The 13,301-nt window shown below is 72.2% G+C and carries 12 protein-coding genes; 2 read left to right on the top strand and 10 right to left on the bottom strand.

Features of this window, described 5'->3' with window-relative positions; translation table 11 throughout:
- Positions 1-239: 239 nt before the first annotated feature.
- Positions 240-1,136: an aldo/keto reductase gene (locus tag E1284_RS18930; RefSeq protein ID WP_207923839.1), complete on the bottom strand. Its 897-nt coding sequence runs from the start codon at positions 1,134-1,136 to the stop codon at positions 240-242.
- 101 nt (positions 1,137-1,237) lie between these two features.
- On the opposite strand from E1284_RS18930, the gene E1284_RS18935 reads away from it, so the two are divergent.
- Positions 1,238-2,134, top strand: a complete 897-nt coding sequence (locus tag E1284_RS18935) for a helix-turn-helix transcriptional regulator (protein WP_131940695.1) — start codon at positions 1,238-1,240, stop codon at positions 2,132-2,134.
- Positions 2,135-2,195: 61 nt separating this feature from the next.
- Positions 2,196-2,717, top strand: a complete 522-nt coding sequence (locus E1284_RS18940; RefSeq protein WP_131940697.1) for a PH domain-containing protein — start codon at positions 2,196-2,198, stop codon at positions 2,715-2,717.
- 59 nt (positions 2,718-2,776) lie between these two features.
- Here E1284_RS18940 and E1284_RS18945 read toward each other — a convergent pair whose 3' ends face one another.
- The 9 genes from E1284_RS18945 to E1284_RS18985 form a co-directional block, all read right to left on the bottom strand.
- Positions 2,777-3,709, bottom strand: coding sequence for a LamG-like jellyroll fold domain-containing protein (locus tag E1284_RS18945; RefSeq protein WP_131940699.1), 933 nt, complete (start codon positions 3,707-3,709; stop codon positions 2,777-2,779).
- A 62-nt stretch (positions 3,710-3,771) separates the two neighbouring features.
- Positions 3,772-5,865: a PQQ-dependent sugar dehydrogenase gene (locus tag E1284_RS18950; protein ID WP_131940701.1), complete on the bottom strand. Its 2,094-nt coding sequence runs from the start codon at positions 5,863-5,865 to the stop codon at positions 3,772-3,774.
- A gap of 123 nt (positions 5,866-5,988) precedes the next feature.
- Positions 5,989-7,305 carry an SLC5/6 family protein gene (locus E1284_RS18955; protein WP_131940703.1) on the bottom strand — a complete coding sequence of 439 codons (1,317 nt, stop codon included), beginning with the start codon at positions 7,303-7,305 and terminating at the stop codon, positions 5,989-5,991.
- 31 nt (positions 7,306-7,336) lie between these two features.
- Positions 7,337-8,137, bottom strand: a complete 801-nt coding sequence (locus E1284_RS18960; RefSeq protein WP_131940705.1) for a sugar phosphate isomerase/epimerase family protein — start codon at positions 8,135-8,137, stop codon at positions 7,337-7,339.
- The gene (locus tag E1284_RS18965; RefSeq protein ID WP_131940707.1) at positions 8,134-9,261 is read right to left on the bottom strand and encodes a dihydrodipicolinate synthase family protein; all 1,128 of its coding nucleotides are present in this window, start codon (positions 9,259-9,261) and stop codon (positions 8,134-8,136) included. Before E1284_RS18965 ends, E1284_RS18960 begins: the two co-directional genes overlap by 4 nt.
- Positions 9,258-10,403: a Gfo/Idh/MocA family protein gene (locus E1284_RS18970; protein WP_131940708.1), complete on the bottom strand. Its 1,146-nt coding sequence runs from the start codon at positions 10,401-10,403 to the stop codon at positions 9,258-9,260. The genes E1284_RS18965 and E1284_RS18970 overlap by 4 nt, the downstream gene beginning before the upstream one ends.
- A gap of 32 nt (positions 10,404-10,435) precedes the next feature.
- Positions 10,436-11,242, bottom strand: coding sequence for an ABC transporter ATP-binding protein (locus tag E1284_RS18975; protein ID WP_243714587.1), 807 nt, complete (start codon positions 11,240-11,242; stop codon positions 10,436-10,438).
- Between the two features lie 20 nt (positions 11,243-11,262).
- Positions 11,263-12,285 carry an ABC transporter substrate-binding protein gene (locus E1284_RS18980; protein WP_131940712.1) on the bottom strand — a complete coding sequence of 341 codons (1,023 nt, stop codon included), beginning with the start codon at positions 12,283-12,285 and terminating at the stop codon, positions 11,263-11,265.
- Between the two features lie 37 nt (positions 12,286-12,322).
- The gene (locus E1284_RS18985; protein WP_207923840.1) at positions 12,323-13,192 is read right to left on the bottom strand and encodes an ABC transporter permease; all 870 of its coding nucleotides are present in this window, start codon (positions 13,190-13,192) and stop codon (positions 12,323-12,325) included.
- Positions 13,193-13,301: the final 109 nt, after the last annotated feature.

The raw sequence follows: 13,301 nt of genomic DNA on the forward strand, positions 1-13,301 counted from the left end.
CACCGCATCGAGGTGCCCGCCCCCGTCAACGACCTGGCCCTCTGCCCGGACGGCACCCTCATCGCCGCCACCGACACCGGCCTCCACACCGCCCGCCTATGCCCCTAGTGCGGTGTCCACCAAGGTTCACCGGGTGCGTTGACCTGCGGCGTGTTGTTGTTATGAGCGCGTCGGAAACAACAACACGCCGCAGGTCAACGAGGCGGCGGCCTGGTCGGCATTCGTGGGCACCGCACTAGTCAGAAGTTGGGGGCTGGTAGGGGGGTGACGCGGTCCAGGGTGGATAGGTCGGCTTCGTCCAGTTTGATGGCGTCTACGGCCAGGTTCTCTTCCAGGTGGGCGATCGAGCTCGTGCCGGGGATCAGCAGCATGCGGTCGTAGTGGGCCAGCAGCCAGGCGAGGGCTATCTGCGACGCCGAGGCGCTGTGCTCGGCGGCCACCGATGCGATCGCCGGGTCTGCGGCGAGTGCCTGCGGGCCGCCGGTGAACGCGGAGCCGAGCGGATAGTACGGGACGTAGGCGATGCCGTTCGCGCGGCAGAGGTCGACGACCGGCTCGTCCGTCCGGTTCGCGATGCCGTAGGCGTTCTGCACCTCGGCGATCGGGGTGATCTCTAGCGCGGCCTCGACGACCTCGGCTGACGCGGTCGAGAGGCCGATGAGGTCGAGCTTGCCCTCGTCGCGCAGGTCGGTGAGGGTGCCGAGCTGGTCGGCGAGCGGGACGTCGTCCGGTTCGGGGCCGCCGACCTGGAACCGCATGTTCACGAGGTCGATCCGCTCGCGCCGCAGGGTGCGCAGGTCCTGCTCGACGGTCGCCCGCAGCTGCTCCGGACGGGACGCCCGGACCCATCCGCCCTGCTCGTCGCGGGCGCCGCCGACCTTCGTGGCGAGGACGAGGCCGTCCGGGTACGGGTGCAGCGCCTCGGCGATGAGCTCGTTGACGACGTCGGGGCCGTAGACCTGGGCGGTGTCGATGTGGTCGACGCCGAGGTCGACGGCGCGGCGCAGCACGGCACGGGCCGCGTCCGGGTCGGCGGGCGGGCCGAACACCCACGGGCCGGCGAGCTGCATCGCACCGAAGCCGATGCGCCGCACGGTCCGGTCGCCGAGCGGTGAGGTCTGAGTGATGGTGGTCATGCGTTCACCTTGCGGCGCGCGTCCCGGCCCCACCAGTGGCGGCGGCGACCTCGGACGCACAGACCCACCCAAGCCGGGCACTTGCCGCCTACCGTTGAGGCATGGCCAAGAACGCTGAGCTGCGAGAGTTCCTGCGGACCCGGCGGGCGCGCGTCCGGCCCGAGGACGTGGGCATCCCGGCCGGCGGCCGGCGCCGCGTCCCGGGCCTGCGGCGCGAGGAGGTCGCGATGCTGGCCGCCGTGAGCCTCGACTACTACGCCCGCATGGAGCAGGGCCGGCCCCTGCAGCCGTCCGACCAGGTGCTCGACGCGATCGCCCGCGCGCTGCGGCTGGCGGAGGTCGAGCGGCTGCACCTGCACAACCTCGTCCGGGCGGCCGTCGCCCCGCCCGAGCCCGGCGAACTGCGGCTCCCGCCCCTCGACGCGGGCATGCGGACGATGCTCGGCAGTTTCACGATCCCCGCGTTCGTCATCGACTCGCGCGGGGACGTCCATGCGATGAACCGGATGGGGCGGGCCCTGCTGGTGGGGCTCGAACCGATGCCGTCCGGGGCGTCCAACCATCCGCGCTGGCTGTTCCTGGAGCCGTCGACGCGTGACCTCCACCTCGACTGGGAGATGAACGCGCGCGTGAGCGTCGGGGTTCTGCGGGAGACCGCGGGCCGTTACCCGCGCGACAAGCGGCTGCAGGCGCTGATCGGCGAGTTGTCCGTCGCGAGCCCCGAGTTCCGGAACTGGTGGGCCGAGCACGACGTCGAGGTGCCGTGCCGGGGCCCCAAGCGGTTCCGCCACCCCGTCGTCGGCGAGATCGGGCTGCAGGTCGAGGCGCTCCAGTTGCACGACGGCGAACGCTGGATCTACGCCTACGCGCCGGAGCCCGGATCGCCGTCCGAGGAGGCGCTCCGGCTGCTCGGCACCTGGACCGCAACGCGGGACGCCGAGGAAACGGCCGGTCGGGCGCGAGCCCCGTACTCCGTGCTCAACGCGCCCGACGAGTAGGGACTTTGTCGGTAAAGTCTGCTGTCATCCTGTCGCCGCACTCTCGAGCCGGGGAAGTCCGATGGAGCCTGCCGTCTTTCACGCGGATAAGAAGCCTTTCCGGCGGGCGGCGTTCGGGGCGCTCGGCGTCGCCGCCCTGATGGTCGCCGTGATGATCGCGGCGCCGTTCCTCGGTGTGGACGGCAAGGGGCTCGGCATCATCGTGATCGGCGTCTTCGCCGTCGCCCTCGTCGGCGGCCTGGCCACCTTCCAGTCCGTGCTCAACCCGATGGAACTCCGGGTGGACGAGGGCGGCGTGGAGGTGCGAGCGCGCGGCAACACGACGAGGATCCCCTGGGACCAGGTGGACGAGGTGCGGATCGCCCGCCCGCTGGACGTGTCGAAGGACATGTGGCTCATGGCCTGGCCCGAGCACCCGCCCATGCGACTCCCCAAGCGCATGCACCATCCCGAATGGAAGGCCGATCTCGCGGGCGTGAAAGTGTGCGACCTGAGCCCGTACGAGAGGGACGCGGAAACGATCAGGGAGGCCGTCCGGCAGGCGGCGGGTTCCCGGTGGAATGACGCCGAGGTCATGCGCTGACCTGCCGAATCGAGAACCGCCGGCGCACGCGCGGGGCGGGCGCCGGCGGGTTGTCGGGGTCAGTGGCCTGCGAATCTGTACTGGATCGCGGCCTCCTTGGGGGTGAGGGCGCGGTCCAGGAACATCAGGCCGTCCATGCGGCAGTTGCAGGGGTTCCGTTCGAGGTTGTTCTGCGGGAAGCTGCCGCCGATCTTGATGCCGCGCGGGTCGGTCGCGGACGTGACGTCGGGTTCTGGGGCGCCGTCGACGCCCCACGGGTCACCGGCCACGGTGTAGAAGCCGGGCAGCGGCGCGCCGTTCTTGTAGAGCGCCATCTGGCCGGTGTCGTAGTCGAACGTCGCGGCGAGGTGCACCCAGGTGTTCTGGGGGAGGACGCTCTGCCAGTCCTCGCTCGCCGCGAACGTCTGCGACTTCGACCCGTCCACGCGGCGGCCCAGCGCGACGACGCGCAGGGTGCCTGACACATCGATGATCTCCAGCAGCGCACGCACGCCGTGGCCGTCGGAGTCGCCGGTGAGCAGGCCCGACAGCCCGATCGCGTTGTACTTGTCGTCGGGGTTCGCGGTGACGGTGTTGGGGCTCGGGTTGGTGCCGGTCATCTTGAACCAGCCCATGAGGGTCGCGCCCTTGGCGGCGTTGAACGCGTGCAGGGACGGCACGCCCGTCGCCGAGTAGATCCCCGCCTTCCAGTCGTCGTTCCCGTTCAGGGACGGGTCCACCTGCTTGAGCTGGACGGCGTGCCGACGCGCGCCGTCCCGCACCCGCATGGCGGCGCCGCCGTTGATCAGGTCGATCGTCGTCCCGGACCGGCCGCGGTCGACCTCGCGGGACGGGTCGCCGGGCACGGGATGCTCGAAGTCGTAGTAGGAGATCAGGTTCTTCTTCAGGGGCGGGAAGACGCCGCCGGTCGAGGCTCGGGCGGGGGTCGCGACGGTGAGGGAGGCGCCGAGCAGCACGGTGGCGAGCGCTGCGGGGCCGCGGCGAATCAGCATGGTGGACTCCTTGGAGCCCTCCGGGCGGGCGCCGGGGCCCGCCGCCCGCCCGGAGGAGGCCGCTACTTCGCTGGGGTTCCGCGGACGGTCAGGCCGCGGAGCCGGCCGGTGTTGTCGAACGAGCCGAAGCCCACCCGGCCGGAGCCGAGGGTCGTGTCGAGCGCCGTGAACACGGGGCGGGACGAGCCGTCCACGTAGACGGCGGTCTCGCCGGTCTCCGCGCAGCGGTCCACCCGGACGCCGTGCCACGCCTCGTCCGTGATGGACGGCGGCGCGCCGTGCGACCGGTTGGCGTTCCACTGCTGGTCGATGCGCTGCCGGTCGGCGCCGTTCACCAGGAAGATCCCGTTGTGCGGGTAGATGGTGTTGTCGCTGGACAGGTGCGCGTAGTAGAAGTGCGTGTCGTCCTGGTAGCCGAAGACGACGATGACGTCCCGGTTGCTCACCGACACCGGCGTGTCGAGCCGCACCTGCGCCTGGATCCGCGTCGAGCCGAGCACCGGACCCTTGGTGAGCACCGCGTACTCGAACGGGCGGCGCGGGCCCGGCCGCTGCTCGCCGGCCTCGGCGAGGACGACCTCGCCACCGGTGAACGTCCACTTCGACGGCGTGACCGGCGCCCAGCTCCCGGCGTCCGTCGCGTGCTTGACCTGGACAGGGCCCGCCTTGCAGGACGCGATCCGCTTTGTGTCGACGACCTTCCAGATCTTGCCGTTGGCCTTGGCGAGCAGGTACGGCTCGCCCTCGGCGTCCATGCCGTAGCGCAGGTCGACGCGCTCGTCACCGGCCAGCTCCCGCATCGTGACGGGCTTGCCGGACGTGTCGTACGCCGCCAGCTCGTAGATCTGCGCGCGGTTCCTGCCGGACGCGTCGTGCTTCATCTCCGACTCTTCGGTGTACATGAGCCGGCCGTCCACGATGTCGGTGAACAGGTACTTGCCGCGCAGCGCGGGCAGCTTGGCGCCCCGGTAGACGTAGCCGCCGGAGATGGCGTGGCCGACGTCGCTGCGGCAGTTCCAGTCGGGCGGCGGGTCGTGGTCGTAGGCCGCGAGCGGGTATTCGTAGTCGTACTTGCCGTCGTCCGCCGGCAGCGGGTACAGGTGGCAGCGGTCGTCCTTGCGGAAGGTGAACGCGCCCTCGCGTTCGCTCCATCCGATGTTGGCGCCGGGGTAGATCTCGTGGATCGACTCGATCTCGTGCTCGCCGATGTGCGCGAGGAACATGCGGTGCGTGCCGCCGGTGTCCCAGCTGAACCGGTGCGGGTCGCGCATGCCGTAGGCGTAGATCTCGCCGAGCCTGCCGGCCTGCCCGGCGAACGGGTTGTCGGCGGGGACGCCGTACTCGCCGTTGGCGCTGTTGTTCCCGGACGGGTCGATCCGCAGGATCTTGCCCTGCGGGACGGCGAGGTTCTGCGGGTCGCCTCCGTTGTCGCCGACGTTGCCGTTGCCGCCGTCGCCGACCGTCAGGTAGAGCATGCCGTAGTCGGCGTCGCCGGGACGCGCGTTGGGGTTGAAGTCGATCTGCTGGAGGTTGTGGATGCGGCCGGAGAACCCGATGCGCAGGACCTCCCGGTGCGTCCCGGAGAACGTGCCGGCCTTCGGGTCGGACGCCGTCCACTCGTCGATGACGCCGTGGTAGCCGGTGTTCGGCTGCGGCGTGAGGTCGGGCGTCTTGGTCTTCAGCGCGTTCCCGGCCTCGACGTGCGCGGTGTAGAACTTGCCGTTCTTACGGAAGTCGGGATGGAACGCCACGAACCCGAAGCCCTGCCCGAGCCCGGCCTGGGAGAAGAAGTCGGGCGCGAACGTGGCGGCGACGTCCAGGTAGACGTGCGGGGTGCGGGTCTTCTTGTCGAGCAGGTACAGGTTGCCGTTCAGGTCCGGCACGTACAGGCGGCCCGAGTGGTCGGGGACCTCGCCGACGTAGTTGATGCGGTTCCACCGCAGCAGCCGCGGGTCGGTGGGGGTTCCGGTGGGCTTCGACTGCGGGAGCTGCGCGACCTCCCGCAGGACGAGGCCGAGGCCGGACGGGGCGGGGTCGTCGGGGATCGGGTCGAGGATCGGCGCGTCGTCCCGCGCCTGCGCCGCCGGCGGTACGGCGAGCAGCGGCAGCAGCAGCGCCGCGAGCGCGAGGAGACACCAGTGGAGCTTTCGTCGCATTCCGGCCGTCCAGGGTGTGAGGGGTGGCTGGAAAGCGCTTTCTGGAAGCGCTTTCTCGAACGTACGGCCGGTCCCGCCCGGCGTCAAGAACGATTTCCGGTCTTGGCACATGTCCACATCGGCTCACGCCCGGACCCGGCGCCGCCACGCGTGGACGAGCGTCCCGGCGGCGGAGACGAGCAGGCCGGCGGGTGCCGCCGCCGCGTACCCGGCCACGGTCAGCGCCACCGCCACCGCGGCCCCGGGCGCCCAGATCCAGGTGGCCACGGGATGCGCCGGCCGTCCGCGCCGCCGCCGCGCGGCCTCCGCCGCCATCGGCGGCACGAGCGCCGGCAGCGCCGCCGCGAGCACCGTCAGCCAGTCGAGCAGCATCCGGTCGACGCGCAGCGCGGCGAGCACCGCCCCGGGCACGGCGATCGCCAGCACGGCCACCACCTGCCGTCCGTCCACGCGCGCCGACCGCCCCCGCTCTGATCCGGCTCCGCGCGCCGGAGCGCTGAGCCCGGCCGACCCGCCCTCCGCTCCCGGGGAGCCACTGTCCCGGCCGCGTTCGCGGGGCAGGAAGCGGCGGACCGCCAAGGCACCGGAGTGGACCGCTGCGAAGGTCGGGGCGATGACCGACGCGGCGACGAACAGGTTCGCGGCCGGCAGCCCGTCGGGCCCGGCGAGAACGGCGACGACGTCGGTGGAGCCGCTCGCCGCCGCCACCCCGGCGCCCACGACGGAGGCGGCGAGCGCCGGGACGACGAGGAGCGCGACGCAGGCCGCGAGGTCGCCGCGCCCGCGCAGGCCGACCGTGAAGTCGGGCGCCCGCACGGCGAACACCGACACGTACCCGATGTAGCCGGCGAGGTCCGCGGCGAGGACGCCCGGCGGGCCGTCCCGCGCGAGCGACACCGGCGACGCGGGCGGCGCGAGCTTCACCGCGACGATGCCGATCAGCGCGATCGCGGTGAGCGTGGTCACGACCGCGACCGCGTTCCACCGCCCGCCGCCGCCGATCAGCACCGCGACCAGCGGGACGGTCAGCGCCGCGACCCCGGCGGCGTCCGGGACGCCGCCGAGCGCCGCGGCGGCCGCGCCGCCCAGGCCGAGGTTGAAGCCGAACCAGCCCACCATCGCGACCGCGAGCAGCGCGGTGAAGGCGCGCTCGGCGACCGGTGGCAGGTAGCGCGGCGCCAGTTCGGCCATGCCCGCGTCCTCGCCGGCCGGTGCGCGCAGGCCGAGGCGCCCCTGCGCGAGCAGCAGCGCCGCCATGACGGCGCCGCCGACCGCCAGGACCAGGACGGGCAGCGCGCCGCCGTGCCGCCCGCCGACCTGCGCCCCGAGGACGAGCGCGCCCGGCGCCGTGCCGATCCCGAGCCACGCCCCCGACGCCGCCCGCCAGCTCCGGCCGGGCGCCGCCGCCGGGCGCGTCGAGCCGCGGCGTGCCGTTCTCATGAGGGCGGCACGCCGGGTCCCGGCGCGTGCGTCATGCGACGTGCTCGCGGTAGCGGGCGAGGGTCAGGGCCAGGGCGTCCGGGCCGGGCATGGCCCACAGCGCGTCGTTGAAGATCTCCACCTCGATCGGACCGGTGTAGCCGGTCGCGTCCACGGCCTCGCGGAAGCGCCGCAGCTCCACGCACCCGTCGCCGAGCATGCCGCGCCCGGTGAGGACGCCCTCGGGCAGCGGCGTCACCCAGTCGGCGACCTGGAACAGCGACACCCGGCCCTCGGCGCCCGCGCGGGCGATGCCCGTCCAGGCGTCCGGGTCCCACCACAGGTGGTAGGTGTCGACCATGACGCCGACCTGGGCGGACGGGAACGGCGCGGCCAGGTCGAGCGCCTGCGCGAGGGTGGAGACCACGCAGCGGTCGGAGCAGTACATCGGGTGCAGCGGCTCGATCGCGAGCTGGACGCCGTGCTCGCCCGCGTAGGGCGCGAGTTCGGCGAGGAGGTCGGCGACGCGTGCGCGTGCGCCGTCCAGGTCGCGGGAGCCCTCCGGCAGCCCGCCGCTGACCAGGCACAGGACGGTCGCGCCCAGCTCGGCGGCCTCCTCGATGGCGCGCCGGTTGCTCTCCAGCGCGTCCGGCTCCTGGAAGAAGCCGCCCCGGCACAGGGACGTGACTGCGAGCCCGTGGTCGCGCATGAGCTCGGCGGTGCGGGCCAGGCCGTACTCGGCGACGGGCTCGCGCCACAGGCCGACACCCGTGACGCCGGCCGCGGCGCAGCCGTCCGCCAGCTCGGGCAGCGGCCAGTGCCGGGTCGTCCACTGGTTGAGGCTGAACCTCATGACGCGGCTCCTTGGACGGTCAGCCAGGCGCGCATCCGGTGCGCCGCGAGACCGGGGTCGGGGAAGAGGCCGGCGGCGTCGGCGAGCTGGAACAGTCGCACCATGTGCGGCACGGAACGCGCGGTCTCCAGCCCGCCCACCATGCGGAAGTGCCGCTGGTGGCCGGTCAGCCAGGCCAGGAACACCACACCCGTCTTGTAGTAGTAGGTGGGCGCCTCGAAGAGGTGGCGCGACAGCGGCACGGTCGGCGCGAACATCTCGTCGTAGGACGCGAGGTCGCCGCCGTCCAGCGCCTGCAGGGCCGCCGCGGCGGCGGGCGCGATCGGGTCGAAGATGCCGAGCAGCGCATCGCTGTGCCCCTCGGCGTCGCCCCTGATCAGCTCCGGGTAGTTGAAGTCGTCTCCGGTGTAGAGGCGCACGCCGGACGGCAGCCGCCGCCGGAACGCGATCTCCCGGCCGGCGTCCAGCAGCGAGATCTTCACCCCGTCGATCCGGGACGCGTGCTCGCCGATCAGGGCCAGCAGCGCATCCGCCGCCGCGCCGAGGTCGGGGGAGCCCCAGTAGCCGTCCAGTGCAGGGTCGAACATCGGCCCCAGCCAGTGCAGGACGACCGGCCGCCCGACCTGCGCCAGCAGCCGCCCGTAGACGTCGGCGTAGTCCTCCGGCCCGCGCGCGGCGGCGGCCAGGTGGCGGCTCGCCATCAGCACCGGCACCGCGTCGGCCGACTCGATGACCGCGAGCTGCTCGGTGTAGGCCGCCGCGATCTCGTCCAGCGTCGCGGGGCCGGGCGGGAGCTGGTCGGTGCCCGCGCCGCAGACGATCCGGCCGCCGACTGAAAGCGCTTCCCGACCGCTCCGCACGATGAGCTCGCGGGTCGCCGCCCAGTCCAGGCCCATGCCGCGCTGCGCGGTGTCCATCGCCTCCGCGACGCCGAGCCCGTACGACCACAGGTGCCGCCGGAACGCCAGCGTCGTGTCCCAGTCGAGCGAGTCGCCGGACACATCCGGCACCACGTGCGCGGCCGCGTACGCGACCCGCGCCGTGCTCGGCCCGGGAGGCGGCTCGTAGGTGCGGGGCTCGCCCATCGTGTAGGGCGCGAGCGACCCCGGCAGTTCGATCTTCACAGGTCCGGGACCTCCAGGCGGCGGCCCTCCCGCCACGAGCGCAGGCCCAGCTCGGCGAGCTGCACGCCGCGGGCGCCCGCGTAGAAGTCCCACGCGAACGGGGCATCGAGCGCGACGTGCCGCAGGAACATCTCCCACTGTGTCTTGAAGCCGTTGTCGAACTCGGTGTTGTCCGGGATCTCCTGCCACTGCGAGCGGAAGTCCTCGGTGGCGGGCAGGTCGGGGTTCCACACCGGCTTCGGCGTCATCGACCGGTGCTGGACGCGGCAGCGGCGCAGCCCGGCGACCGCCGAGCCCTCCGTCCCGTCCACCTGGAACTCCACCAGCTCGTCGCGGAAGACCCGGGTCGTCCAGGACGAGTTGACCTGCGCGATGATCCCGCCGTCCAGCTCGAAGATGCCGTAGGCGGCGTCGTCGGCGGTGGCCTCGTAGGGCTTGCCGTCCTCGTCCACCCGCTCGGGGATGTGCGTCGCCCCGAGCGCCTGCACGGACCGGACCGGCGCGATCACCCCGTCCAGCACGTACCGCCAGTGGCAGAACATGTCGAGGATGATGCCGCCGCCGTCCTCGGCCCGGTAGTTCCAGCTCGGCCGCTGCGCCTCCTGCCAGTCGCCCTCGAACACCCAGTAGCCGAACTCGCCGCGCACCGACAGGATCCGGCCGAAGAAGCCGCCGTCGACCAGGCGCTTCAGCTTCAGCAGGCCCGGCAGGAACAGCTTGTCCTGGACGACGCCGTGCTTGACGCCGGCCTCGTCCGCGAGCCGGGCCAGCGCGAGCGCGCCGTCCAGGTCCTCGGCGAGCGGCTTCTCGGTGTAGACGTGCTTGCCCGCCGCGACGGCCGCCTTGATCGCCTCGACCCGGGCGCCGGTGACCTGCGCGTCGAAGTAGACGTCGATGTCCGGACGCGCCAGCGCCTCGGCCAGGTCCGTCGTCCAGGCGGTCAGCCCGTGCCGTTCCGCCAGGCCGCGCAGCTTGGCCTCGCTGCGCCCGACGAGCACCGGCTCCGGCCACAGCACGGTGCCGTCGCCCGTGCGCACCCCGCCCTGCTCGCGGATCGCGAGGATCGAGCGGAGGAGGTGCTGGCGGTACCCCATCCGGCCGGTGACGCCGTTCATGACGATCCCGATGGACCTGCGTTCCATCCCGTTCCTTCCCAACCTGTGGTGTATGTGTGTCAATCGGCCGCGGCACCCGCGCCGAGCAGACCTCGGACGCGGCTCGTGACGCGGGCGAACTCGGGGCGGGCCATGGTCGCGGAGTAGTCGCGCTCGGCCGGCAGGCCGACGTCGATGACCTCGTCGATGGTGCCGGGCCGCTCGGTCATCACCACGACCCGGTCGGCCAGGTACGCGGCCTCGGCGATCGAGTGCGTGACGAGCAGGATCGTCGTGCCCGTCTCCCGCCAGATCCGGTTCATCTCGACGTTGAGCTGCTCGCGGGTGAGCGCGTCGAGGGCGCCGAACGGCTCGTCCATCAGCAGGACGGGCGGCTCGTGCAGCAGCGCCCGGCACAGCGCGACCCGCTGCTGCATGCCGCCGGACAGCTCGTGCGGCAGCGCGTCCTCGAACCCGGTCAGCCCGGTCATCTCGATCAGCTCGGCGGTGCGCCTGCGGGCCTGCTCCGCCGGCATCTTGCGCATCTCCGCCTGGAGCAGGATGTTCTTGCGGGCGCTGCGCCACTCCAGCAGCGCGGCGCGCTGGAACACGTAGCCGATGTCGTGGCGCGGCCCGGCGACCTTGTCGCCGCGCAGCAGCACGGTGCCGGACGACGGCTTCAGCAGTCCCGCGACCAGCTTCAGCAGCGTGGACTTGCCGCAGCCGGACGGTCCGACGATCGCGACGAACTCTCCCATCGCGACGTCCAGCGACACCTCGCGCAGCGCCGTGACGTCGCGCTTGCGGGTGCGGAACCGGACCGCGACCTTGTCGAGGCTGACGGCGGTCTCCCGGCCGGTCTTCGTTCCGGCGGCCGATTCGCTCATGGTCTTCAACGCTCGTCCCGTCATGCCTGCGGAGCGGCCGACGCCTGCCAGTAGGCCGACGGCGGCTGCGCTTTCTCGATGACCCCGGCCTGCTGGAAGGTCGAGATGGTCGTCTTCCAGTCGTCCTCGGAGTTGACGCCGGGGGCCTTGCCCTGCGTCGCGGACGTGTGCAGCAGCGTCAGCGTCGTCTTGAACTGCTCGGTGACGACCTTGTCCGGCGGGAGCTGCTCGGACGCGCCGGCCATGCTCGCGACGGCGCCCGCCTGGTCGCCCTCCGCCGCCGTCCAGGACTCGCTGGTGGCCGCGACCATCTTCTTGACGAGGCCGGCGTCGCTCTTCAGCTTCCGCTCGCCGACGATGAGGCCGTTGGAGTAGAAGTTCAGCCCGAACTCGGCGTACCGCAGGTACGACACGTCCTTGCCGGACTTGTCGGCCATCGTCGGGCCCTGGTCGTTGGCGAAGCCCATCAGCCCGGCCGTCTTGCCGGACAGCACCGCCGCCATCTTCCCGGCCGGGTCGGTGTTCTGGACGGGCACCTCGCTCGGGTCGATCCCGTTCTTCTGCAGGAACACCGGGAAGGTGCGCGCCAGCGCGTCCCCGGCCGTCCCGGCGATCTTCTTGCCCTTCAGGTCGGCGGGCTTCGTGATCCCCGACGAGGTGAACGACTGCACCGAGGCGGGCGTGGTCTGCAGGAACACGCCGACGCTCTTGACCGGCATCCCCTTGTCGACGGCGGACAGCAGCGCGGGCGTGTCGGCCCAGCCGAAGTCGGTCTGCCCGGCGGCGGTGGCCTGGACGGTCTTCTGCGACCCCTGCCCGGCCTTGATCTCCAGGTCGATGCCGTGCTTCTCGTAGATGCCCTTCTTCTTGCCGTAGTAGAACGGCGCGTGCTCGCCGTAGGGGTACCAGTTCAGGGTCAGCACGACCTTGGTCAGCTTCTTGCCCGAGGCGCTCGTGGTCTCGTCGGAGTCCCCGCCGCAGGCGGCGCCGGCGAACGCCACGACCGGTGCGAGGACGGCGATGGCGAGGGTGCGGAGTTTCATATCGGACGGCCCTCCGTAGGGTGGGTTGCGGCGGGGGTCAGTAGGTGGTCGTGACGGCTTCGGCGCGGCGGCTCGCGTGCCAGGGCAGCAGGAGCTTCTCCGCGACCTCGACGACGACGAACAGCACGACGCCGATGGCCGACATGACCAGCAGCCCGGCGAACAGCATCGGGGTGTCGAGGTTGCCGTTGGCCTGCAGGATCACGTAGCCGAGGCCCTCGTTCGCGCCGACGAACTCGCCGACGACGGCGCCGGTGACGGCGAGGGTGACCGCGACCTTCAGGCCGGAGAACAGGTGGGGGAGCGAGGCGGGCAGCCGGATCTTGGCGAACGCGGCCAGCGGGCTCGCGCCCATCGTGGCCGACAGCTCCAGCATCTCCGGGTCCACCGCCTTCAGCCCGGCGACCATCGAGATCACCACCGGGAAGAACGCGATCAGGACCGCGACGACGATCTTGGGGCCGATGCCGAAGCCGAGCCACACCACGAACAGCGGGGCGATCGCGATCTTCGGGATGACCTGGGCGAACAGCAGGATCGGGTAGAGGGTGCGCTCGACCGTCGCCGAGTACACCATGAGCACCGCGGCGAGGACGCCGATGAGCACCGCGAGCGCGAAGCCGATCAGCGTCTCGTACGTGGTGACCCAGGTGTGGTGCCAGATGTAGCCCCACTTGTCGGCCATGAGCCGCAGCGTCGCGCCGGGCGAGGGGACGAGGTACTCCTCGACCAGCGTGAAAGCGCTTACCGCCCACCAGGCGGCGAAGCAGGCCAGCAGCAGCGCGACCGGCCGCCACGACCGCTCCAGGCCGTCGCGGATCCGCTCGCCAGCGCCGGGCCGGCCGCGTTCGACGACGCCGGACGCCTGCGCGGGGGGCGGCGCGGTCGTCGTGCCCTGACTCACCATGGGGTCCTCCGGGACGGGTGCCAGTGAAAGCGCGTTCAGAAAGCGCTTTCTGATGTACCGTAAGAAGGGACGCGCACCGCGGTCAAGAGGGAGTTCGCCGGGAACCCGC

The sequence above is a fragment of the Actinomadura bangladeshensis genome, assembly GCF_004348335.1.
Classification (GTDB): domain Bacteria; phylum Actinomycetota; class Actinomycetes; order Streptosporangiales; family Streptosporangiaceae; genus Spirillospora; species Spirillospora bangladeshensis.